Source organism: Blattabacterium cuenoti, assembly GCF_014251715.1.
GTDB lineage: Bacteria > Bacteroidota > Bacteroidia > Flavobacteriales > Blattabacteriaceae > Blattabacterium > Blattabacterium cuenoti_M.
In genome coordinates, this window is record NZ_CP059198.1 from 518,131 (window position 1) to 543,259 (window position 25,129).

A 25,129-nucleotide genomic window follows, 5' to 3' on the forward strand; every position below is an offset into this window, starting at 1 on the left:
TTATGGATGAATATAACGATATTTTTTTTTCTTGTAAAAAAGATATGGAAAAAATTTTTAAACAACTAAAAGAAGAAATTCATCGTGTTCGATTAGGTAGTAAATCTATAGCTTCTTTTTTAGGAAAAATACAAATAAAGTGTTATGGATCCTATTCCCCACTTATAGAAGTGTCCAATATTACCGTAATAGATCACATGAATATAACTATTCATCCTTGGGATTCTTCTCTTATTTCACATATAGATAAAGCTATTATAGATGCTAATCTTGGCTTCATGCCAACTAATAAAGGAGAATCTATTCATATACATATTCCCATAATTACGGAAGAAGAAAGAAAAAATTTTGTAAAAAAAATTAAATTACAAACAGAACATGCAAAAATACTCATAAGAAATGTAAGAAAAAAAAATAATCAACATATAAAAAAATTAAAAATATCTGAAGATTTTTTAAAATCAGGAGAAAACCGTATACAAAAAATAACGAGTGAATATATTCAAAAAATAGAATATTTTTTTCTTTGTAAAGAAAAAGAAATATTGAGAATATAAAAAAATGATAAAAAAATATTCAATTAAGGAATTATTAGATAGAGGAAAATTTTTTATAAATAAAAAAGTATTGGTTGAGGGATGGATTCGTTCTTTTCGTTATTCTATTTTCATTACTTTAAATGATGGATCTACAATTAAAAATTTACAAATCATTTTATCCAAAAAATTAGAAAAAAAAATAACAATTGGAACTTCAATTAAAGTTATAGGAATTATAAAAAAAAGTATTGGAAAAAAACAATACATAGAACTGCAATCTTTAAATATCACTATATATGGATATTCCGATCCATATTTTCTTCAAAAATCTATTTTGCAACCTAAAAAACATAGTTTGGAAAAACTTCGATCACAGTCTCACTTACGTTTTCGAACAAGCATTTTTAGCTGTGTCATGCGAATTCGTCATCATATAGCTTTTTGTATACATCAATATTTTCATGAAAATGGATTTTTTTACCTTCATACTCCAATTATTACTACTTCAAATTGTGAAGGTTCTGGAGAAATGTTTCAGATTACTACTATGGATTTAAAAAAAAATTCAATAGATTATACAAAAGATTTTTTTAAACGTAAAACCTATTTAAGTGTATCTGGACAATTAGAAGCAGAAACTGCTGCTTTAGGATTAGGAAAAGTATATACCTTTGGTCCTGTATTTCGTGCAGAAAATTCCAATACTTCACGACATTTATCTGAATTTTGGATGATAGAACCAGAAATTGCTTTTTATCATTTAGAAGAAAATATAAATTTAGCTGAAGATTTTTTAAAATATATTATAAAATATATTCTTGATAAAAGTATGGAAGATTTATCCTTTTTAAATGAAAATTTTAAAAAATATAAATGTAGTAAAAAGGAAACTAATTCACTTTCCCTTTTTGAAAGATTAGAACTTATTTTAAAATTTCCGTTTAAAAGGATTAGTTATACAGAAGTTATTAAAATTCTTGATAAAGAAGAAAAAAAACAAAATATAAAATTTTTTCATTCAATTATTTGGGGAATGAATTTACAATCGGAACATGAACAATATTTGGTAAATAAATATTTTAAAATTCCTGTAATTGTATTTGATTATCCTTCTTGTATTAAGGCTTTTTATATGCGTATAAATAATGATGGAAAAACTGTAAAAGCTATGGATATTTTATTACCAGAAATAGGAGAAGTTATTGGAGGTTCTCAAAGAGAAGAACGTTATGAAATATTATTACAACGCATAAAAGATACAAATACGGATAAAAATAAACTTTGGTGGTATTTAGATACACGTCGTTTTGGTTCTGTTCCTCATAGTGGATTTGGTTTGGGTTTTGATCGTTTAGTTCAATTTGTCACAGGTATGAATAATATTCGAGATGTTATTCCATATCCTAGAACTCCAAATAATGCAGAATTTTAAAACATATTATGTTAAAACAGCAGTTATTACAAAAAGGACAACATAAACTTTCTCCACAACAAATAAAATTAATGAAATTAGTTCAATTATCTACTTTAGATTTTGAGCAAAGAGTAAAACAAGAATTGGAAGAAAATCCAGCTTTAGAAGAAGATAATTGTTCTGATTTAGAAGAAAATATATCAGAAAATGATTTTGATGAAACAGAAGAACAAAATCAATCTATAGATATTGATGAAATAGATGAATATCTAAATGATGATGAATTGGAGGATTTTAAGAGTAATGTACAAAATCAAAATTTTTGTGAATATATTCCTATTATTTCTGGAATTTCTTTTCAAGAAAATCTAAAAAGTCAATTACATACTTTTCGTTTAAATAAAAAAGATTTTTTGATAGCAGATTTTATATTAGGGAATATCGATGATGATGGTTATATAAGAAGAAAAATAACATCTATAGTAGATGATATTCTTTTAATACTTGGAATATCTGTCACTACAGAAAAAATTGAAAAACTACTTTTAAATTATATACAAAAATTAGATCCTATAGGGGTAGGATCTAGAAATTTACAAGAATGTCTTCTAATTCAATTAGAAAAAAAAAAAATTAATAAAGAAATTTTCTTAGCAAAAAAAATTATACAATATAATTTTGAATCTTTTGTAAAAAAACATTATCATAAACTACAAAAAAAATTAGGAATAACAAAAAAAAATTTACGGAAGGCTATTTCTATAATAGAGAAATTAAATCCAAAACCAGGAAAAATTTATTCTGAAAATACTAAAAATTTAGATAACATTATTCCAGATTTCACTATTTGTATCTTAGACGAAAATTTAGAACTTACTTTAAATCAAAGAAATATTCCAGAATTAAAAGTTTCATCTTTATATTTAGATATGTTGAAATCTTATAAGTCTTCAAAAGAAAAAAATTTAAAAAAAAATGAAAATACTATTATTTTTTTAAAACAAAAAATAGATTCAGCTAAATGGTTTGTAGATGCTATTAAACAACGTCAAAATACGTTAATGTTAACGATGAATGCTATTATGAATTATCAAAAAGAATATTTTTTAACTGGAGATCCAGTTAAAATTAAACCTATGATTTTAAAAAATATTTCACAAAAAATTGGAGTTGGTATTTCTACCGTTTCACGTGTAGCTAATAGTAAATATGTAAATACACCATACGGTACTTTTTTGATTAAAAGTTTTTTTTCTGAAAAAATGATTAACAAAGAAGGAAAAGAAATTTCCTCTATAGAAATAAAAAAACTTTTAGGAGAATCTATTGCTAAAGAAAATAAAAAAAAACCTCTTACAGACGAAAAATTATCTAAAATACTAGAAAAAAAAGGCTATTTAATAGCTAGAAGAACTGTTGCTAAATATAGAGATCAAATGCATATTCCTGTTGCAAGAATGCGAAAAAATTTATAATTTTTTTATGATAATAGTTTTACAATTAGAAAATTCTTGGAGAGATAAAGTAGATAGTTCTCTACCATATCCAGATTTTTTTACTCCACCAAAAGGAAAACGAGGATCGGATTTAACAATATCATTAATAAATACCATTCCAGTATCTATTTTTCTAGATAATTTTTCTGCTTTTTCTAAATTTTTTGTCCAAATAGATACTCCTAATCCGTAACATGTATTGTTTACAATATCAGGAATATCTTCTTCTTTAGAAAAGACAGAAATGATTCCTATTGGCCCAAATATTTCTTCTTTTTTTACTATAAAATTATCATTTTCTATCCTTAATAAGGATGGAGAAAAAAAATTTCCATTTTTATTAGTTTCTAAACATATTTTACCTCCATTTAATATAATATCCTTATATTGTTGATATAATTTTTCAGATAAATCAGAACGAGAAATATAACCAATTTTAGTTGATTCATTATATAAATCATCTTTATGATATTTCTTCATTTCTTGAATGACTAAATCTATAAAATCATTTACAATAGATTCATCTACAATAAATCTTTTTGCTGAAATACATGTTTGTCCTGTATTATTTAATCTAGATTCCGTAGCTAATATTGCTGTATTTTTTATATTTTCAACATCTTTCATAACGACAAAAGCATCATTTCCTCCTAACTCTAAAACAGATTTTTTAATATATTTACCAGCTAACGCCCCTATAATACTTCCAGATAAAGAACTTCCTGTAAAGGAAACTCCTTGTACTACTGGATTAGCTATAACGGATTCTATTTTTGTGACATCAATTAATAGTACTTGAAATACTCCTTTAGGAAAACCAGATTCTATAAATATTTTTTCCAAAATAAGAGAACATCCTGCTGTATTAATAGCTGGTTTAATAAGAAGAACATTTCCTAACAATAAATTAGGAATAGTAGACCTTATAGTTTGCCAAATCGGATAATTCCAAGGCATGATTCCTAATATAGCGCCTATAGATTCAAATTTAATATAAGATTTATGATATTCAGAAGATATTTTTTTACAAAAAATGGATTCTTTTAATTCGCAATAATACTTGCATAAATTGATACTTTTATTTATTTCTGCACGAGATTGAGATATAGGTTTACCCATTTCTTGAGTAATCAAATATGCTATAATATCCATGGTTTTTTGCATACAAGAATATAATTTTTTTAAACATAAAACCTTATTATAAAATGAATAATTATTCCATTTTTTGTATGCATGAAATGCTACAGATAATTTATTATTAATCTCTTTTTCAGATAAAAAATAATAAGTATTTAAAATATTATTGTTAACAGGATTAATGGTTTGAAACATTTCATTTTTTTTTAAATTTTACTTTTTTCATTCAACCCTACAGAAATTTTAGCATTAAAAGCTATGGCATAAAATTTTATTTTTTTTAAAAATAAAAGTATGCCATTAGCTCTAATAGGAGATAAGAATGTTTGAAATCCTATTTCATAAATAAAATCGGCGTTTGAATAAATAATTTCAAAAGGAAAAAGTCCTGAATATACACGAATCATTAGGGCTGCCATTCCTCTAGGTAATAAAGCATCACTATCTGCGTTAAAAAAAACACGTAATCCTTTTAATTTAGCTTCTAACCAAACTCTAGATTGACAACCATTAATTAATTTATCTTTTGATCTAAATTTATCCGATTTTTTTGGTAATTTATTTCCCAAATCTATTAAATATTCATATTTTTCTTCCCAATTATTCAATATATAAAACTCTTTTTTTATTATTTCTTCTTTTTTCTGTAAAGTCATCTATAAATTTTTACACAAATATAGAAGAAATATATTCTTTTATGAAAAAGACTTATTTATAAGTTTTATTCTAGCCATTTTTGCTGCTTTTGTCATATTTTTAAGAGATTCCAATACTTCTTCCCATTTTCTAGTTTTTAATCCACAATCTGGATTAACCCAAATATTTTTTATAGGCAACTTTTTTGAAGCTTTTTTTATTAAATTAAAAATTTCTTCTACAGTAGGAATTCTTGGAGAATGAATGTCATATACTCCTGGACCTATTTCATTTGGATAAGAAAATATTGAAAAAGCTTGTAATAATTCCATTTTAGATCTAGAAGTTTCCATAGTAATAACATCTGCATCTAGATCAGCAATATGTTCAAAAATATCGTTAAATTCACTGTAACACATATGTGTATGTATTTGGGTTTCATCTTTTACTCCACTTGAAGAAAGACGAAAAGCTTTTATCGACCAATTAAAATAAAACTTCCAATCCTTTTTTTTTAAAGGTAATCCTTCTCTAATCGCTGGTTCATCTATTTGAATAATTTTAATTCCAGATTTTTCTAAAGATAAAACTTCTTCTCTCATAGCCCAAGCTATTTGATAGGCAGTATGATAAATAGGTTGATCATCTCTAACAAAAGACCATTGTAAAATAGTAACTGGTCCAGTTACCATTCCTTTCATTAATTTTTTTGTTTTCGATTGAGCAAAAGATATCCAATCAACAGTAATATTTCCATTACGGCTAACGTCTCCATAAATAATAGGAGGTTTCACACATCTGCTTCCATAACTTTGAACCCAACCATTTTCAGTAGATAGTATTCCTTTTAGTTTATATGAAAAATATTCTACCATATCAGTTCTTTCAAATTCTCCATGAACAAGAACGTCTAAATCTATTTTTTCTTGTTTTCTAATAACATCTACAATAAAAAATTTAATTTTTTTATAATATTCTTCTTTGCTTAATTCTTTTTTTCTAAACTTATTTCTCAAACTACGTATTTCTTTTGTTTGAGGAAAAGATCCTATAGTAGTAGTTGGAAAAATAGGAAGACAAAATTTTTTTTTCTGTTTTTTTTGACGAATAGAAAAAGAATTTTCTCTTTTTATGTCTTTATCTGTTATTTGTATAGCTCTTTCTTTTACTTTTTGATTATGAATAATAGAGGATTTTTTTGTTTTTTCTAATAAAAAAAAATTATTCGATAAAATATTTTTATTTCCTTTTATGATATTTTCTAAATCATTTAATTCATAAATTTTTTGTTTAGCAAAAGACATTCTATTTTTTACATCAATATGAATAGAATGTTCAGATTCTATATCTATCGGAACATGTAAAAGAGAACAATTTGGAGCTATCATCACACGATTCTCTCCTATAACTTCTATTGTTTTTTCAATTTTTTTAATAGAATTACTGTAATTATTTTTCCATATATTTCTTCCATCAATAATTCCTAATGATAATAACATTTTTGATTCTCTGAAAAAATTTAATATTTTTTTTAATTGATTTGAATCTTCGATCAAATCAATATGTAAAGCTTTTACAAAAAAATCTTTAAAAAGAGAGATATTTTCTGATATACCATCAAAATAAGAAGCTAATAATATATTTATTCCTAAACAAGATTTAGATATTTTTTTATAAGCATATTGAAAAGCTTCTTTTTCTTTATCAGACATATCTAAAACTAAAATAGGTTCATCTAATTGAATCCAATGAACTCCTTTATTTTTTAATTTATTGATGATTTGTATATAAACAGGAACAAGGTTTTCAATTAAATCCATTCTATGAAAATATTTGTTTTTCTCTTTTCCTAGAAATAAATAAGATATAGGTCCTATTAATACAGGTTTAATTTTTTTTATTAAATTCAACAATCTTTTTGATTCTTCAAATTCATCAAAAATTTTATTTGAATAAATAGAAAATTTTTGATTTTTATTAAATTCTGGAACTATATAATGATAATTAGTATTAAACCATTTAGTCATTTCCATAGCTTTTATATCCCATCCATTTTTTTGAAATCCTCTTGCCATAGAAAAATATAAATCAATATTATTCATAGGTATTGATAGATAAGATTCCGGTATTACCCCTAATAATAAGGACATATCTAGTACATGATCATAAAAACTGAAATCATTACATGGAATCAAATCTAAGTTCGCACGCTCTTGCATTTTCCAATTTTCTTTTCTTATTTTTTTTCCTACTTCAAACAAATTATTTGAATCAATTTTGTTTGACCAATAAGCTTCACAAGCTTTTTTTAACTCTCGTTGGATTCCTATGCGAGGATAACCTAAATTATGTTTCAGCATAAAAAAAATTTTTTTTTATTTTAATTTAAATCTATTCTAATTTCTATATATTTAATAATTGATACAAATATTCTAAAATTTTTTTGTCTACTATAGAAAAAATAACATTTCTTCTATTCATTACTATTTTAGCAGTTTCACAAACTCTATCAAAAGAAATTTTTTTACTATTTTGTATTCCTCCCAAAGAAAAAGAAGGAATATATCTAGGTGGAAATCCATATCCAAAAATATTAGTATTTACCCCAACTGTTGTTGCTGTATTAAATTGAGTATTTATTGCTGATTTTGAATGATCTCCCATTATAAGTCCAAAAAATTGGAGATTTATAGGAATAAAGTTTTTTTTTTCATAATTCCAAACTGTTATTTTTCGATAATCATTTCTTAAATTAGAAATGTTAGTCCCAGCACCTAAATTACACCAAGTCCCCAAAATAGCATTTCCTAAAAAGCCATCATGAGCTTTATTAGAATAGGAAAAAATTATGGAATTTATTATTTCTCCACCTACTTTACAAAAAGAACCAATACTCGTTCCTCCATATATTTTTGAACCTATATTTAATGTCGCTTTTTTTCCAATAGATACTGGTCCTCTTATTACAGATCCTTCCATTATATCAACTCCTTTTTCAATATATATTGGTCCTAATTGAGCATTTAATACTATATTATTTGCTATTATATCTTCCTCCAAAAAAATTTTTTCTTTGCAAAGAATATTATTATTTTTTCCCAATAAAGAAAAAGATTTTTTACCTTTTGTAAAAAACATGAAATCTTTTTTTAATACAGATTCATTATTTATAAAAATATCCCATGTATGTTGAATATGTACAATATTTTTAATATTATATATTTTTTTATAGTTTTTTTCTTTTAAAGAGATAATATTTTCTTTATAAGAGAAAAAACTTTTTTTTATAACTACAATTTTTTTTTTAAAAAAAATAGCCTCATTTTCTTTTAATGAAAGAATTATCTTTATTAACTCTTCATTTGGAAGAAATGAAGAATTGATTAATAAAATATTTGTGAAATACTCTTTTTTGACTAATGAATATTTTTTTGAAAGAAATGGTTGTGTAATAATATCTACTGCTTTTACTCCAATATATTTTTCCCACCTTTCTTTTATTGTAAATAATCCCAAACGAATTTCTGATACAGGTCTAGTTAACGTTATAGGAAATAAATTTTTCCATTCTATTCCATCATATAATATGAAATTCATATTAAAACATTTATATTAAAATTTTTTATATTTTTCATACTTTTTCTTAAACTTTTCTGCAGGTCCAGTTTTTCCTAAAAATCTTTTTTCTCCAGTAAAAAATGGATGAGAATAACTGGATATTTCCATTTTATATAACGGATAATCGCATCCATCTATTTGAATAAAATCTTTTGTTTTTACTGTAGATCTGCAAATAAAAATTTTTTCATTATTAATATCTTTAAAAACAACAGGTCTATAATTTTCTGGATGTATTTTTTTTTTCATAACAATATTTTTTTTTTGGAAAACGATAAATCATTCCATTTATATTCATTCCAGCTCCTAAAGAAGCCATTAATATGGTATCTCCTGGTTTTATTTCATGAGGAGGCATTCTACCTTGTATAATTAAATCTAATAAAGTAGGAACTGTAGCTACAGAAGAATTTCCAAATTTTTGTATAGTCATAGGCATGATTTTTTTATAAAAATCCTTACTTAAAGATGTCCAATTATACAATTTCAATAATCTTTTTAAGATAGCATAATCCATTTTTGCATTAGCTTGATGAATGATAATTTTTTTTATATCTTTTAAATGCAAATCAGCGTGATCAAGTATATTTTTTAACATATTTGGAACTTCTGTTAGTGCATATTCATAAATCCTTCTTCCATTCATTTTAATATTAACTAAAGACTTTTTATAATTAGGATTTAAAGAAGGACCATTAGTTAAATAATGTAACTCATCATTATTATTACATTGAGTATCATAATGTATAATTCCATTTTTTTCATTTTCTAAATATTCTATAGATGATAAAACAGCAGCTCCTGCTCCATCCGAAAAAATCATAGCATTTCTATCGTGTGGATCTATTACTTTTGATAAAGTTTCGGAACTGGTAATTAATATATTCTTAGCATATTTAGATCGTAATAATTGATCGGCAAGAATCATTCCTTCGATCCATCCTGGACAACCAAAAATCATATCATATGGCCTACATTTTTTATTTTTTATTTGAAGTTTATTTTTTACTCTAGCAGCTATAGAAGGCATAAAATCAGATTGATAAGAAACAGGATGAATATCTCCATAATTATGAGCTGATATAATATAATCTATTTTCTCTTTATTAATTTTAGAATTAATTAAAGCTCTTTTTGCTGCAATTGTCGCAATATCAGAATTCAATAAATCTTTATTTATATATCTTCTTTCCTCTATTTCTGTAATTTTTTGAAATTTTTCAATAATCTCTTCATTAGATTTTAAAATTTTTCCATTTTTATCGTAAAATTTATGTTTAAAAAAATGATCACTTTTTATAATTTTATTTGGTAAATAATGCCCAGTCCCTGTAATGATTGATCGAATCATTTTTATTAAATTAATAATAAAGTAAAAAATAAAATTTTTTAAAAGAATAAAATAACCATTTTTTCTTCATAATTTATGAAGTAAATTATCATGTTATGAATAAATATTCTCTTTCTTCAAGAGAAAAAAAAATAAAAAATATGTTTGATCATATTTCTTGTAAATATGATTTAATTAATCATATATTGTCTTTTGGAATAGATTTTTTTTGGAGAAAAAAAGTCATTCATTTACTAGATAAGTTTAGTGAAAAAAAAAAAGTTAAAAATATACTTGATTTGGCTACTGGAACTGGAGATTTAGCTATTTTATTGGCAAAAAAATTTGATCATGCTCGTATTATCGGATTGGATCCATCTAAAAACATGCTAAAAATAGCAGAAAAAAAAATAAAAAATAACAATTTTGAAAAAAGAGTAAAAGTAATTCAAGGATATTCTCAAAATATTCCATTTAAAAATGAAATTTTTGATATGGTTACTATTGCTTTTGGAATAAGAAATTTTCAATATATTCATCTTTCTCTTAGAGAAATATATAGAATACTGAAACCTTTAGGAATATTAGTAATATTAGAATTTTCTACCCCATCTAATTATTGTATAAAAAAAATATATCATTTTTATTCTCATTTTATAATGAATAAAATAGGAAATTTTTTATCAAAAAATAACTTTGCCTACAATTATTTAAATGAATCTGTTCAATCTTTTTCCTATTGTTATGAAAAAAAAATGAATAAACTATTAAAATATCATCAACTTACTTTAATATACATAAAGAAATTGACTTTTGAAATTGCTACTATTTACTTTTCAAAGAAAAATACTTGAAAAAGTTATTTTTTCTTCATATTCATCTATTCTAAATTTTTAACTAAAATTTTTTCATGATGATAAAGTATTTATCTGGATATTTTACCCCTTCTTTTCTTAAAAAAAGAATTAAAAATATAGAATTTTTTATGCGTTACCCAATAGAAATACAAAATAAATTGATTGGTCAATTGATTTTGTATGCAAAAAATACTGAATTTGGAAAAAAATATAGATTTCATGAAATAAAAAAATATCAACAATTTTCCGAAAGAATTCCTTTATGTAAATATGCAAATTTAAAATCTGTAATTAAAAGAATTAGAAAAGGAGAAAAAAATATATTGTGGCCAGGATCAGTGAAATGGTTCGCTAAATCTTCTGGTACTACAAATACAAGAAGTAAATACATTCCTGTTACTCCATCTTCTATGAATGAATGCCATTATAAAGCAGGAAAAGATATGTTATCTATTTATATACATAATCATCCAAAAACAAAAATATTTTTTGGAAAAGCTGTTCGTTTAGGAGGAAGTCACGAGTTATATAAAAATTATAATACATTTTATGGTGATTTATCTTCTATTTTAATAAAAAATATGCCTTTTTGGGCTGAATATATTTGTATTCCTAGAAAAAAAATAGCTTTGATGAGTGAATGGGAAAAAAAATTGGAAACTCTCATAAAAGAAACATGTGGGAAAGATGTTCGTATTTTATTGGGAGTTTGTTCTTGGTTATTAATATTTTTAAATAGATTATTAAAAAAATTTGATAAAAAAAAAATTAATGAAATATGGCCAAACATTGAAGTAATATTTCATGGAGGAGTAAGTTTGAATTCTTATATTCATCAATATAATAATTTATTCGAAAAATCTATTAATTATTATGATGTATATAGTGCCTCAGAAGGTTTTTTTGCTATTCAATATCAAAAAAATGTTAAAGATCTTTTGCTTTTATTAAATCATGGAATTTTTTATGAATTTATTCCAGTAGAAGAAATAGATAATATAAATCCAAAAATTTTATCCCTTGATAAGGTAGAATTAAATAAAAATTATGCACTAGTTATTTCTACTAACGCTGGACTATGGAGATATATAGTTGGAGATACAGTTAAGTTTACAAGTTTATCTCCATATAAAATTTCTATTTCAGGAAGAACAACACATTATATTAATTCTTTTGGCGAAGAATTAATTATTGAAAATGCAGAAAAAGCTTTAAATATAACTTGCTTAAAAACAGATTCTATTATTCATGAATATACGGCAGGACCCGTTTATATGAATAAAAAGAATTCTGGAGCTCATGAATGGATTATAGAATTTAAAAAACATCCAAAAAATTTATGCAATTTTAGAGATATTTTAGATAATGAATTAAAATACCTTAATTCAGATTATGAAATTAAACGATATAAAAATATGGTTTTAGGTCCTCCTATTATATATGTAGCTAGAAATGGTTTATTTTATGATTGGTTAAAAAAACATAAAAAATTAGGTGGACAAAACAAAATTCCTCGTTTATCTAATGATAGAAAGTATATAGATTCCATTCTTAATATGGAAAATCTAAAAAATAAATAAAAAATATTTTTAACTTTATAGTTTATGTTATCTGCAGAAAAAAAAAAAGAAATCTTCAAAAATTATGGAAAATCTGTTGATGATACAGGATCTTCTAAAGTACAAGTTGCTTTATTTACTTATCGTATTAATCATTTAAGCAATCATCTAAAAAATAATAAAAAAGATTTTAATACGGAAAGAGCTTTGGTAAAATTAGTAGGAAGAAGAAAAAAATTATTAAGATATATAGAAAAACGTGATATAAATAGTTATAAAAATATAATTAAACATTTAGGATTAAGAAAATGATCAAACTAATATATGCCATATATATATGACAGATATAGTAAAAGAAACCATATCTATGAAAGATGGTCGGACTATCGTTTTAGAAACAGGTTTATTAGCTAAACAAGCAGATGGATCTGCCATAGTCCGTGTAAAAGATACAATGCTATTAGCTACTGTTGTTATTTCCAACGAAATAAAAAATGAAACAAATTTTTTCCCTTTAACAGTAGATTATAGAGAAAAGTATTCTGCTGGTGGAAAAATTCCTGGGGGATTTATAAAAAGAGAAGGACGTCCTTCAAATGAAGAAATATTAACAATGAGATTGGTAGATCGTGTTATAAGACCAACATTTCCAGAATGGTTTAAAAAAGAAATACAAATTATGATTTCTTTATTATCATATGATCAAACAGTTTTACCAGATGGATTAGCTGGATTAGCTGCATCAACAGCTTTATCTGTAGCAGGAGTTCCTTTTCATGGGCCAATATCAGAAATACGTATTATTCGTTTAAAAGGAAAATTTATTATTAATCCTAGTTTAGATCAATTAAAAGAAGCAGATATTGATATGATCGTAGGAGCTTCTAGTAATTCTATTATTATGATAGAAGGAGAAATGAAGGAAATAAAAGAAAGTGAATTTTTGGAATCTATCATGATGGCTCATGAAGCTATTAAACCTCAAATAGAAGCTCAAATCCGTTTATCCAATAAATTATCATTATCAAAAAAATATCATTTTTTCGATGAAGATAAAGAATCAATAAATGAAAAAGAGAATGAATCTTTTAAAAAAAAACTTTTTTCCTTTTCATATGAAAAAATAGATAAAATTTATAGTAATTTTTTAGATAAAAAAACTAGATCTATTCAAGAAAAAATTATATTAAACAATTTCAAAAAAAATTATTTAACAGAAAAAGAAATTGAAAAAAAAGAAGTTATTATTGATCAATTTTATGAAAAAATAAAAAAGAAAGTAACCAGGAGTTTTCTTTTAAAAAAAGGAATTCGATTAGATGGAAGAACAAACAAACAAATTCGTTCAATATATAGTATTGTAGATTATTTACCAGGAGTACACGGTTCTGCTTTATTTTCAAGAGGAGAAACTCAATCTTTAACCACAGTAACATTAGGATCATCTTTAGATGCTAATAGAATTAATAATGTTATTATGGAAAATCAGGAAAAATTTTATTTACATTACAATTTTCCCCCTTTTTCAACAGGAGAAATTCGTTTTTTAAGAGGGGTCTCTAGACGTGAAGTAGGTCATGGTAATTTAGCTCAACGTGCATTAAAAAATGTTATACCTAATAATCCATATACGATTCGTGTAGTATCGGATATTTTAGAATCTAATGGATCTTCTTCTATGGCTACAGTTTGCGCATCTAGTTTAGCTTTAATGGATGCGGGCATTCCTATTAAAAATCCTGTTTCTGGCATTGCTATGGGATTGTTTATGGAAAATGAACAAAAAATCATTATATCAGATATAATAGGAGAGGAAGATCATTTTGGAGATATAGATTTAAAAATAACAGGAACAAAATATGGAATTACAGCTTGTCAAATGGATGTAAAAAAAATACAAGGATTAACATATGATCTTTTAAATGAAATTTTAATGCAAGCTTTAGAAGGTCGTATTTTTATTTTAAAAAAAATGCTAGAAACATTACCTAAATACAGAAAAAAAATGAAACCTAATACTCCAAAAATATATACTTTTAATATTCCAAAAGATTTTATTGGTTCAGTTATAGGAACTGGTGGAAAAGTCATTCAAGAAATACAATCGTGTACAAATACGAATATCTTAATTGAAGAAAAAGGGGAATTTGGTTATATTGAAATTATAGGAAAAGATGATCAAAAAATAGAAAAAGCTATTGATAGAATTAAACAAATAGCTTTTGTTCCTGAATTAGGAAAAGTTTATAAAGCAAAGGTAAAATCTATAAAAGATTTTGGAGCTTTTGTAGAAATATCTAAAGGAGTAGAAGGATTGCTACATATTTCAGAAATAGGATGGAAAAGATTAAAAAACATAAAAGAAGAATTGGATATAGGTGATATTATTGATGTAAAATTCATGGGTATGGATGAAAAAAATAAAAAAATGAAACTTTCTAGAAAAGTACTTTTACCTCGTCCAGGTAAAAAAAATGAAAATTAAAAAAAAAATATGAGACAACTAAAAATAACTAAACAAGTAACAAACCGTGAATCTGAATCGTTAGATAAATATCTTCATGAAATAGGTAAAATTCCATTATTAACACCAGAGGAGGAGGTTGAATATGCTCGTAGAGCAAGAGAAGGGGATGCTTCTGCTATAGATAAACTTGTAAATGCAAATTTACGTTTTGTTGTTTCTGTAGCTAAACAATATCAAAATCAAGGATTAAGTTTATGTGATTTAATTAATGAAGGAAATTTAGGATTGATAAAAGGAATATTACGTTTTGATGAAACTAGAGGATTTAAATGTATATCTTATGTTGTTTGGTGGATAAGACAAGCTATTTTACAGGCAATAGCTGAACAATCACGTTCTATAAGACAACCTACAAATAAATTAGCTTTACTTAACAAAATATTAAAAACTCTCGCCCTATTGGAGCAAGAATTACAAAGAACTCCTTCTGCAAGAGAAATAGCAGAGTATCTAAATATGAATGAAAAAGATGTAGAAGAATCTATAAAAAATTCAGGTAGACATGTTTCTATGGATGCTCCTTTAATAGAAGGAGAAGATTCAAATTTGTATGATTTAGTTAGATCTAATGAATCTCCTCGTCCAGATGAACATTTAGAAAAAGAATCTCTACGTAAAGATATAAAAAGAATTTTAGAAACTTTAAGTGAAAGAGAACGTCGTGTCATTATTTTACATTTTGGACTAAATGGATCACCACCAATGACTTTAGAAGAAGTCGGTCAATCTTGCGATTTAACAAGAGAACGTGTTAGACAAATAGAAAGCATAGCTTTGAAAAGATTAAAACATTCTTCTAGAAGCAAAATTCTTAAACCTTATTTAGGATAATAAACACGACCTCGAAGGGATTCGAACCCATACCCTTCTGATCCGTAGTCAGATGCTCTATCCAATTAAGCTACGAGGCCTATTAATTGTACAAATATACAGATTAGGATTGAACAATTTTTATAAATTTTTCTAGTTCAAGGGAAGAGTTTCCTATAAGACCTCCATCTATATCTTTTTGTAAAAAAAAATCTTTTGCATTATTTTCATTTATACTTCCTCCATACAAAATAGAAAGATTTATCCCGTATTTTTCTAAGAATAAAGAACGAATAAATTGATGCATTTTTTGAACTTGTTCAAAGGTAGCCGTTTTTCCTGTTCCAATAGCCCAAATGGGTTCATAAGCAATATAAAAAGATCTAATATCATTTAAAGAACAATGAAAAACAGTCTCTTTTAATTGATTTTTTACTACGTTAAATTGTTGATTTTTATTTCTTTCAATATCCGTTTCTCCTACACAAAAAATAATATGAAAACCATATTTTAATGCTATTTTTATTTTTTTTAGCAAAATATCATTTTTTTCATAAAAAAATTCTCTACGTTCGCTATGTCCTAATATAACTTTTTGTATTCCTATAGATTTTAACATAGAAACTGAGACTTCTCCTGTATATGAACCTTTTTCCATATAATGAATATTTTGAGCAGCAACATGTAAAATAGTTCCTTGCAAAATTTGATTTGAAATATGTAAAAAAGGAAAAGAAGGAGCAATAATTATTTCCTTATTATGATTTATTTTTTTTTCAAAAATAATTCTCAAAAAACTCCTAAGAAAAGAAGTTGTTTCATAAAAATCATGATTCATTTTCCAATTTGCAATAACGATCTTTTTTCTCATTTTATTTTTTTTAAAAAAATATTAAAATATAATTTTTTTATCAATAATTTTTTTTTAATAAAAAAATGGTTTTAGTTAACATTTTAAAACAAAATTTTTCTAATTTTTTTAATGAAATTTTTTTTTCATTTTTTTTCAAGTATAAAATTTTTTCAAAAATATAATTAATGGATTTATACTTAAAATTTTCATTTATATTTAAATTTTTTATTTTATCCAATTTTTTATTATAAATAAAAATAACATCATCATGTGATATAATGTTAAAATTTAATACAAAAAAAACATCTAATTTAATTAATATTATTATTATATAATTTATAATATCTATATATGTATCTGTAATTTTTTCTTCTTTTACTTTTTGAAATCCTTTAAACTGAATATTTTTTATTCTAACTACTTTTATTAAAATTTGATCTATAATAGAGGAAATTTTCAAAAATTTCCATGAAATATCATAATCTTTTAATTTTATTAAAAATAATTTTCTACATTTTTGAATAAAAAAATCAATAGAAGTATGATTCATCTCATTTTATTTAATTTATATGTTATAAAAATAGTTTTTTAATGATAATTAATTGTGCAGGTTCCTTATTACATTTTAAAGAACCAAAAGTTATGGGAATTATAAATTTAACCCCTGATTCTTTTTACGATGGAGGAAAATTTAATTCTGAATCTAATATATTACAACATGTAGAAACTTTATTAAATGAAGGATCTGATTTTATAGATATTGGAGGTTGTTCAACAAGGCCAGGTGCAAAATTAATTACAGAAGAGGAAGAAATAAAAAGAGTAATAAAACCTATTCGTTTCATTATAAAAAATTTTCCAAATACTAGAATATCCATAGACACTTTTCGTAGTAAAGTAGCAAAATTAGCTGTAGAAGAAGGGGTTGTGATGATAAATGATATATCAGGAGGAGAATTGGATAACAATATGTTTTCTTTGTTGGGAAGACTTAAAATACCATATATATTGAATCATATGAAAGGAATTCCTAAAAATATGCAAAAAAATCCATTTTATAGAAAAAATATCATTACAGAAATAAACAATTTTTTTTCTAAAAAAATTTACTATTTAAAAAAATATGGAATTCAAGATATTATTTTGGATCCTGGATTTGGTTTCGGAAAAACATTGAAACAAAATTTTCAATTATTAAAGCATTTACCTTTATTAGGATTTAAAGATCATTTAATTTTAGTGGGAATTTCTAGAAAATCTATAATAAAAGATCTTTTAAATGTTTCTCCCAAAGAATCCCTACATGCCACTTCTCTCATTCATACCATAGCACTTTTGAATGGGTCTAAATTATTACGTGTACATGACGTAAAAGAAGCTATAGAATGCATTAAATTAGTACAATATTATAGAAAAATTTTCTAATTCACTAATACTTATTTTTTTGTGCATCAAGCATTTTTTTTATACTTATTAAAAATTTCTTTCATTGATATTTTAGATATATTTTTAGTAACTATTATTTTTTCCCAGGTATATAGACTGGTTTATAATACCGCTGCTTTAAATATTTTTTACGGAATCATTGCTACTTTTATTTTCTGGAAAATAGTAGAGATCTATGAAATGAAACTTCTTAGTATAGTTATTAGTGCTTTTTTCAAAGGAGGTTTTTTGGCTTTAATTATTGTATTTCAACCAGAAATTAGAAAATTTCTTCTTATAGTAGGAAGTAGATTTTTTTTTAAAAAGTTTATTTTTTTTATTTTCAGAAAATCAGTAGTTTCTATAAAAGCTGAAACTATAGATAGCATAGTAAAAGCTTGTGCTATTTTTTCAGGAGATAAAACAGGAATTTTAATAGTGATTCAATTACATCAAGATTTAAAAGAATTTATACAAAATGGAGATGAGATGAACGCTAAAGTTAACGTTCCTATTCTAGAAAGTATTTTTTATAAAAACAGTCCTTTACATGATGGAGCCGTTGTAGTTATAGAAGATAGAATAGTAAAAACAAGAGCAATTCTTCCTGTATCTTATAATAAAGAAATTCCATCTCGTCTAGGATTACGTCATAGAGCTGCTATTGGTTTATCAGAAAAAACAGATGCTATCTGTATTGTTATTTCTGAAGAAACAGGTTATATATCTTATATTAAAGATCAAAAAAGAACTGTAATTCACAATATTAATAACTTGAAAATGAAACTTGAAGAACAATTACTTTAGTTATGAATATTAAAAATATATATCAACTATACACCATTTCTTCCGGAATAGAAATAAATAGTAAAAAAGTAAAAAAGGGATCTATTTTTATAGCTTTAAAAGGAAAGAATTTTGATGGAAATGAATTTGCCTATGAAGCTATTTCAAATGGCGCTATATTAGCTATAGTGGATAATAAAAAATTTACATTATGTAAAAAAATTATTTTTGTAGATAATACATTATTTTTTTTACAAAAATTAGCCATGTATCATAGATATAAATTGCATCATATCCCTATTATTGCCATTACAGGAAGTAATGGAAAAACTACCACTAAAGAACTAACTACAGCTATACTTTCTAAAAAGTATCAAAAGGTTCATTATACTAAAAATAATTTTAATAATCATATAGGAATTCCATTAACAATACTTTCTATGCCTATGGATACACAAATATCAGTTATGGAAATTGGAGCAAATCATGAAAAAGAAATAGAAAAAATGTGTTCTATTATTAATCCAGATTATGGAACTATAACTAATTTTGGAAAAGCACATTTAGAGGGATTCAAAAGTATAGAAGGGATTATTCGTGGAAAATTAGAATTATATAATTTTTTAAAAAAAAACAAAAAAATAGCATTTATTAATGGAGATGATTCGATTCAATTATCTAATAGCATGGGAATGCGAAGATATATTTTTTCAGAAAAAAAAGAAAAAAAATCAGACGTTAAATTTAAATACTTATGGAAAAAAAATAATTTAAAATCTATTTTATATTTTAAAAATATAAAAATAAGTTCATCATTAATAGGTAATTATAATTTATATAATATAGCAGTTTCTGTTTCTATTGGTATTTATTTTAAAGTTTCTTTAGAAGATATAAAAAAAGCAATAGAAGAATACATTCCCAATAATCACCGTTCTCAAATTTTGATAAAAAAAAATATAAAAATCATTATAGATTGCTATAATGCGAATCCTACTAGTATGATAGAAGCACTTACTTTTTTTAATGATAATGTTAAAGGAAATAAAATGGTTATATTGGGAGATATGTTGGAATTAGGATTATTTTCTAATCATGAACATGAAAAAATAATTTCCTTTATAGAAAAAAGCAACATTAATATAGCATATTTCATTGGAAATATATTTTTTCATATTCATTCTCATATAAATCATAAAATAAAAAAATTTTTAAATAAAAAAAATTTTATTGAATGGGTAGAAAAATATTCTATTCAAAAAACTGATTATGTTCTTATTAAAGGATCAAGAAAAGGTTCTTTAGAGAACCTTATTTATTTAATATAATTATTATTTGTAGATTGAATCTTAAAGATTAAATTTGTATACGATAACTTCATAAAATTTTTTCTTATGAAAGAAATTACCACGGAAACCTATCTTAAGTGGTTTAAGGATATGTCTTTTTGGAGAAAATTTGAGGACAAATGTCGTTCCCTATATTTGAAACAAAAAATTAGAGGATTTCTCCATTTATACAATGGACAAGAAGCTATTCCTGCTGGATTAACTTATGCAATGGATATGTCTAAAGATAAGATTATAACTGCCTATAGATGTCATATTTTACCCATTTCTATGGGAGTAGATCCAAAAAAAGTTATGGCAGAACTTTTAGGTAAAAAAACAGGAACATCTCATGGTATGGGAGGGTCTATGCATATTTTTAGTAAAAAATATCGTTTTTATGGAGGGCATGGAATTGTAGGTGGACAAATTCCATTAGGAGCTGGAATTGCTTTTGCTGATAAATATTTCAATAGAGGGGCAGTAACTTTAACTATTATGGGAGACGGAGCTGTAAGACAAGGATCCTTACATGAAACATTTAATATGGCTATGATATGGAAACTTCCTGTTGTATTTATATGTGAAAATAATAAGTATGCTATGGGGACATCTGTAAGAAGAAGCACTAATATAGAAGAAATATATAAAATAGGTTCATCATATGGAATGCCTTCTTTTCCTGTAGATGGCATGGATCCTGAAAAAATAGCAAAAGTTGCTTATGTAGCGATAGAAAAAGCTAGAAAAGGAGAAGGGGCCACTTTTTTAGATATTAAAACATATAGATATAGAGGACATTCTATGTCAGATGCAGAATCTTATCGCAGTAAAGAAGAAGTTCATTTTTATAAAAAAATGGACCCTATTTTGAAATTAAAAAATATTATTTTACATAAAAAATTGGAAACTCTAGAAAATTTAAATTTTATAGAAAATAAAGTTAAAAAAAAAGTAGAATCCTGTGTAGAATTTGCAGAAAAATCTGATTATCCTTCTTTAGATGAAATGTATAATGTTGTTTATAACGAAAAAAATTATCCTTTTTTAGATAAAATTATACCTTCGTAAAAATAAAAAAAAATAAATAATGGCAGAAATAATATCGATGCCCCAATTGAGTGATACAATGGAAGAGGGCACTGTAATTAAATGGAATAAAAAAATAGGAGATGAAGTTTCAGAAGGAGATATTTTAGCTGAAATAGAAACGGATAAAGCAACTCAAGATTTTGAAATTGATGTTAATGGAATTTTACTTTTTATTGGAGTAAAAGAAGGGGAAAAAACACGTGTAAATGATATATTAGCGATTATAGGAGAAAAAGGGGAGGATATTAGTCATATCATTTCGAAATCAAAAAAACAAGAACAAAAAAAAATTAATAAAGAAGTAAAAGAAATAAATAAGGATAATAAAGATAGAATCTATATCTCACCTTTAGCAAAAAAAATGGCTATAAGTAAAGGAATTTCTATCCATAATATAAAAGGAAGCGGAGAATATGGAAGGATTATTAAAAAAGATATTGAATCTTATGAAAAAATAAAATTTAAAGAAGATTTTGTAAATAAAAAAAATGCTCATTCTTCTATGAGAAAAAGAATAGCAAAACATTTAACTTTTTCTAAATTTACAGCTCCACATTATTATTTATTTAGTGAAATTTGTATGGATAAATTGATTGAATTAAGAAAAAATTTAAATGATAAACTTTCTTTAGAAGAAAGAATATCATTTAATGATTTGATAATAAAATCCGTAGCTCAATCTTTAAAAAAAAATTCTAATATGAATGTATCTTGGAATGAAGAAGAAGTTTTATTTCATTCATCCATTAACATTGGAATTGCAGTAGCGGTTAAAGATGGATTAATAGTACCAGTTATTAAAAATGCCGATAAAAAATCATTATTGCAAATTTCAAAAGAAATAAAAAATAAAGTATTACGTTCAAAATCAAAAAAAATACAACCAGAAGAAATAGAAAATAGTACTTTTACAGTTTCTAATTTGGGAATGTATGGAATAGAATCTTTTACTTCTATTATTAATACACCTAATTCATCTATTTTATCTGTAGGATCTATTATGGAACGACCAATTATAAAAAATTCTAAAATAGAAATAGGAAATATTATGAAAATTACTTTATCTTGTGATCATAGAATAATAGATGGAGCTATAGCAAGTTTATATATTCATTCGCTTAGAAAATTGTTAGAAGATCCTATTACTATCTTATTTTAATTTTTTATGATTTTTTTTATCCATGAAAATAAAATAGGGAAGGCAAAAAATATAGAAATAATTAACAAAGAAAATATTCCTTCGGATGTAAAAAAACTAGATTTCTTTTCAAAAGAAGAAAAAACAAGTTTTATTCCTAGAACAATGATGATAAAAAAGGCATAATTTTTCAATTTTGGAAATTTTTCCATTAATTTAATAAAAAATTTTGCCATTAATCTCATTGTTAAAATTCCTATAAATACACCTAGAAAAATTAATATAAAGTTCTCTGATAGAGCAACGGAAACGAATATGTTATCTATAGAAAAAGCTAAATCCATTATTTCTATCAAAAAAATTACTTTCCAAAAAGAATCTTGTTTTTTTACATTTTTTGATAAAAAACTCTTTTTTTTAAAAAAATGGTTGAATCCTACAAAAATTAAATATAATCCCCCTAATGGTTTTAACCACCATATTTTAATTAATATAGAAGCAAAAAATAGACATAATCCTCTGAAAAAATAAGCTCCAATTATTCCATATTTTATAGCTTTTTTCCTATCCTCTTTTCTTATATTCATAATCATAGAAGCTAACATAGCTGCATTATCTATAGATAAAATACTTTCTATAAAAAAAAGATTTCCTATAATAGCAATAGATAAAAAAGGATGATTAATTATTTCTGTAATATATTTTACGATATTCATTTTTAAAAGCTTTGTAGAGCCATTAAATTACTATAAGATCCTTTTTTTGAAATCAAAGTTTTATGTTTTCCTTCTTCTATAATTTTTCCTTTTTCTAACACAATAATATGATCTGCATTTTGTATAATAGTAGAAGATAATCGGTGAGCGATCACCAGAGATGTTTTATTTTTTATCATTTGATTTAACGTTTTTTGAACTTCTATCTCTGATTCCGTATCTAAAGAGGAAGTAGCTTCATCTAAAATCATGATTGGAGGATTTTTTAATACAGCTCTAGCTATGCTTATTCTTTGTTTTTGTCCTAAAGATAATTTATTACCATTGTATCCAATAATAGTATCGTACCCTTTTGGAAGTCTTTTTATAAAATAATGTGCATTTGCAATTTTAGCTGCTTTAATAACAGAGTTAGCAGATATTTTTTTTTCTATTCCTAATCCTAATGCTATATTGTTAAAAACTGAATCATGAAAAAGAACCGGTTCTTGGGTAATCATTACCAATAATTTTCTATAATCTTTAATTCTTAAATATTTAAGATTAATTCCATCAATAGTTATTTCCCCAGATTTAACATCATAAAAATTGGCTAATAAATTAGCAATAGTAGATTTTCCACTTCCAGATCTTCCTACTAAAGCTATTGTTTTACCTTTTTCTAAAGAAAAATTCAAATTTTTAATTAATCCAACATTGTTGTATGTAAAAGAGACATTACGAAATAAAATTTTATTTTGAAAACGAAAAATAGATTTTGATCTTATTTTTTCATTTGAAAAACATTTAGTATTCAATATTTCTACAATACGTTCCGCAGATGCACTACCTTTTTGAATATTAGATATAGAATTTACTAAATTTTTTGCTGGATTTATTATTTGAAAAAATAGACCTATAAAAGGAAAAAGTATTTCCGGAGCCATCCCTTTTTTTTCCAAAAAAAGTTTTCCTCCATACCAAATGATTAAAATCATAGTAATAAAAACTAAAAATTCACTCATTGGAGATGCTAATTCTTTTTTTCTACTTACACGAGAAGAAAGTATCTTTTGATATTCAGATACTTGTTCAAAACGTTTTTGCATTTTATTTTCAGCATGAAAAATATTGATAGTTTTAATAGAATTTAAGGTTTCTTCTATAATAGAAAATAATTTTCCCAATTGATTTTTAGCTCCTCTGGCATCTTTTTTGAAACTATTTCCTATAATAGATATTAAAGTTCCCATCAAAGGAAGTAATAAAAAAGCAAATAATGTCAATTGATTACTCATCAAAAACAAAGTCAATAAATAAAAAGAAAGCATTATGGGAGAACTAATTAAATTTGCTAAAGAATTAACGATAGATATTTCTATTTCATTAACATCATTAGATAATCTAGACATCAAATCTCCATTTTTTTTATTTGAAAAAAAAATTATGGGTAAAGACAATATTTTCCTATGAAAATCATTTCTAATATTTCTAACAATAGAAGTTCTTATTCCTATTAAAAAATATTCTGCTAAATATCTAAAAATATTTCGAATTAAAAAAAGTAAAATAATAAAAATACAAAATATGGCCAAAGTGTTTATTTTTCCATATTTATATGATAATATTTTTATATAATCGTGAATATATTTTATAATAAAATTAAAATAACCATTAAAAGAATTAAAGAATATTGTTTCATTTTTTTTATCAGGAACTTCCAGCAAAATGCTTAATACAGGTGATATAGATAAGATAGATATAACTGAAAATAAAGAATATAAAAAATTACATGATATATTTATGATGTAATAATATTTATAGGGTTTTGAATAAGAAAAAATTTTTTTAAGTGCATTCATTGAATAAACAAAGGTAGTTATAAAATT

The 25,129-nt window shown here is 24.3% G+C and carries 23 protein-coding genes and 1 tRNA gene; 13 read left to right on the forward strand and 11 right to left on the reverse strand.

Annotated features, from left to right (window positions below):
* Positions 1-2: 2 nt before the first annotated feature.
* Genes frr through rpoN form a run of 3 tightly spaced genes read left to right on the forward strand, consistent with a single transcriptional unit; the run spans position 3 to position 3,428 of the window.
* Positions 3-557 carry a ribosome recycling factor gene (frr, locus tag H0H59_RS02565; protein ID WP_185862059.1) on the forward strand — a complete coding sequence of 185 codons (555 nt, stop codon included), beginning with the start codon at positions 3-5 and terminating at the stop codon, positions 555-557.
* Between the two features lie 4 nt (positions 558-561).
* Positions 562-1,971: an asparagine--tRNA ligase gene (gene asnS, locus H0H59_RS02570; protein ID WP_185862060.1), complete on the forward strand. Its 1,410-nt coding sequence runs from the start codon at positions 562-564 to the stop codon at positions 1,969-1,971.
* Positions 1,972-1,979: 8 nt separating this feature from the next.
* On the forward strand, positions 1,980-3,428 hold the full coding sequence (gene rpoN, locus H0H59_RS02575) for an RNA polymerase factor sigma-54 (RefSeq protein ID WP_185862061.1): 1,449 nt from the start codon (positions 1,980-1,982) through the stop codon (positions 3,426-3,428).
* Here rpoN and H0H59_RS02580 read toward each other — a convergent pair.
* From H0H59_RS02580 to H0H59_RS02605, 6 genes are read right to left on the reverse strand one after another with little or no spacing between them, the layout of a single operon-like run.
* The gene (locus tag H0H59_RS02580; protein WP_185862062.1) at positions 3,423-4,781 is read right to left on the reverse strand and encodes an aldehyde dehydrogenase family protein; all 1,359 of its coding nucleotides are present in this window, start codon (positions 4,779-4,781) and stop codon (positions 3,423-3,425) included. The genes rpoN and H0H59_RS02580 overlap by 6 nt on opposite strands.
* Positions 4,782-4,792: 11 nt before the next feature.
* Complete coding sequence (locus H0H59_RS02585; RefSeq protein WP_185862063.1) at positions 4,793-5,242, reverse strand: SufE family protein; 450 nt, start codon at positions 5,240-5,242, stop codon at positions 4,793-4,795.
* Between the two features lie 39 nt (positions 5,243-5,281).
* A complete protein-coding gene (gene metE, locus H0H59_RS02590; RefSeq protein WP_185862064.1) occupies positions 5,282-7,582 on the reverse strand; it encodes a 5-methyltetrahydropteroyltriglutamate--homocysteine S-methyltransferase in 2,301 nt (766 codons plus the stop codon).
* A 43-nt stretch (positions 7,583-7,625) separates the two neighbouring features.
* Complete coding sequence (locus H0H59_RS02595) at positions 7,626-8,819, reverse strand: putative sugar nucleotidyl transferase (RefSeq protein ID WP_185862065.1); 1,194 nt, start codon at positions 8,817-8,819, stop codon at positions 7,626-7,628.
* Between the two features lie 15 nt (positions 8,820-8,834).
* A complete protein-coding gene (locus tag H0H59_RS02600) occupies positions 8,835-9,089 on the reverse strand; it encodes a type B 50S ribosomal protein L31 (protein WP_185862066.1) in 255 nt (84 codons plus the stop codon).
* Positions 9,058-10,191: a 3-oxoacyl-ACP synthase III family protein gene (locus H0H59_RS02605; RefSeq protein WP_185862067.1), complete on the reverse strand. Its 1,134-nt coding sequence runs from the start codon at positions 10,189-10,191 to the stop codon at positions 9,058-9,060. The genes H0H59_RS02600 and H0H59_RS02605 overlap by 32 nt, the downstream gene beginning before the upstream one ends.
* Positions 10,192-10,286: 95 nt before the next feature.
* Between H0H59_RS02605 and ubiE the strand changes: the two genes are divergently transcribed.
* The 5 genes from ubiE to H0H59_RS02630 are packed head-to-tail and all read left to right on the forward strand — an operon-like array spanning position 10,287 to position 15,944.
* Entirely contained in the window at positions 10,287-11,024 is a 738-nt protein-coding gene (gene ubiE / locus H0H59_RS02610) for a bifunctional demethylmenaquinone methyltransferase/2-methoxy-6-polyprenyl-1,4-benzoquinol methylase UbiE (RefSeq protein ID WP_185862068.1), read from the forward strand.
* Between the two features lie 59 nt (positions 11,025-11,083).
* Entirely contained in the window at positions 11,084-12,607 is a 1,524-nt protein-coding gene (locus H0H59_RS02615; protein ID WP_185862069.1) for a GH3 auxin-responsive promoter family protein, read from the forward strand.
* Positions 12,608-12,631: 24 nt separating this feature from the next.
* Entirely contained in the window at positions 12,632-12,898 is a 267-nt protein-coding gene (gene rpsO, locus H0H59_RS02620; protein WP_185862070.1) for a 30S ribosomal protein S15, read from the forward strand.
* A 25-nt stretch (positions 12,899-12,923) separates the two neighbouring features.
* Entirely contained in the window at positions 12,924-15,071 is a 2,148-nt protein-coding gene (locus H0H59_RS02625; RefSeq protein WP_185862071.1) for a polyribonucleotide nucleotidyltransferase, read from the forward strand.
* Positions 15,072-15,080: 9 nt separating this feature from the next.
* Positions 15,081-15,944, forward strand: coding sequence for a sigma-70 family RNA polymerase sigma factor (locus H0H59_RS02630; protein WP_185862072.1), 864 nt, complete (start codon positions 15,081-15,083; stop codon positions 15,942-15,944).
* Between the two features lie 6 nt (positions 15,945-15,950).
* Here H0H59_RS02630 and H0H59_RS02635 read toward each other — a convergent pair.
* The 3 genes from H0H59_RS02635 to H0H59_RS02645 all read right to left on the reverse strand — a co-directional run bounded on the left by H0H59_RS02635 (position 15,951) and on the right by H0H59_RS02645 (position 17,326).
* Positions 15,951-16,024 (reverse strand) — tRNA-Arg (locus tag H0H59_RS02635).
* A gap of 23 nt (positions 16,025-16,047) precedes the next feature.
* On the reverse strand, positions 16,048-16,794 hold the full coding sequence (tpiA, locus tag H0H59_RS02640) for a triose-phosphate isomerase (RefSeq protein WP_185862073.1): 747 nt from the start codon (positions 16,792-16,794) through the stop codon (positions 16,048-16,050).
* A gap of 40 nt (positions 16,795-16,834) precedes the next feature.
* Positions 16,835-17,326, reverse strand: coding sequence for a nucleotide modification associated domain-containing protein (locus tag H0H59_RS02645; RefSeq protein WP_185862074.1), 492 nt, complete (start codon positions 17,324-17,326; stop codon positions 16,835-16,837).
* A gap of 41 nt (positions 17,327-17,367) precedes the next feature.
* Between H0H59_RS02645 and folP the strand changes: the two genes are divergently transcribed.
* The 5 genes from folP to H0H59_RS02670 all read left to right on the forward strand — a co-directional run bounded on the left by folP (position 17,368) and on the right by H0H59_RS02670 (position 22,566).
* Positions 17,368-18,201, forward strand: coding sequence for a dihydropteroate synthase (folP, locus tag H0H59_RS02650; protein ID WP_185862075.1), 834 nt, complete (start codon positions 17,368-17,370; stop codon positions 18,199-18,201).
* A gap of 21 nt (positions 18,202-18,222) precedes the next feature.
* On the forward strand, positions 18,223-19,008 hold the full coding sequence (locus H0H59_RS02655; RefSeq protein ID WP_185862076.1) for a diadenylate cyclase: 786 nt from the start codon (positions 18,223-18,225) through the stop codon (positions 19,006-19,008).
* Positions 19,009-19,010: 2 nt separating this feature from the next.
* Positions 19,011-20,315 carry a UDP-N-acetylmuramoyl-tripeptide--D-alanyl-D-alanine ligase gene (locus H0H59_RS02660; protein WP_185862077.1) on the forward strand — a complete coding sequence of 435 codons (1,305 nt, stop codon included), beginning with the start codon at positions 19,011-19,013 and terminating at the stop codon, positions 20,313-20,315.
* A 66-nt stretch (positions 20,316-20,381) separates the two neighbouring features.
* Positions 20,382-21,386, forward strand: a complete 1,005-nt coding sequence (gene pdhA, locus H0H59_RS02665; RefSeq protein WP_185862078.1) for a pyruvate dehydrogenase (acetyl-transferring) E1 component subunit alpha — start codon at positions 20,382-20,384, stop codon at positions 21,384-21,386.
* Between the two features lie 19 nt (positions 21,387-21,405).
* Positions 21,406-22,566 (forward strand): dihydrolipoamide acetyltransferase family protein, encoded by a 1,161-nt coding sequence (locus tag H0H59_RS02670; RefSeq protein ID WP_185862079.1) that lies wholly within the window; start codon positions 21,406-21,408, stop codon positions 22,564-22,566.
* On the opposite strand, the gene H0H59_RS02675 is transcribed toward H0H59_RS02670, so the two are convergent.
* The gene (locus H0H59_RS02675) at positions 22,563-23,261 is read right to left on the reverse strand and encodes a TerC family protein (RefSeq protein ID WP_185862080.1); all 699 of its coding nucleotides are present in this window, start codon (positions 23,259-23,261) and stop codon (positions 22,563-22,565) included. The two genes, H0H59_RS02670 and H0H59_RS02675, sit on opposite strands and share 4 nt — an antisense overlap.
* Before the next feature lie 2 nt (positions 23,262-23,263).
* Positions 23,264-25,102 (reverse strand): ABC transporter ATP-binding protein, encoded by a 1,839-nt coding sequence (locus H0H59_RS02680; RefSeq protein WP_185862434.1) that lies wholly within the window; start codon positions 25,100-25,102, stop codon positions 23,264-23,266.
* Between the last annotated feature and the right edge of the window lie 27 nt (positions 25,103-25,129).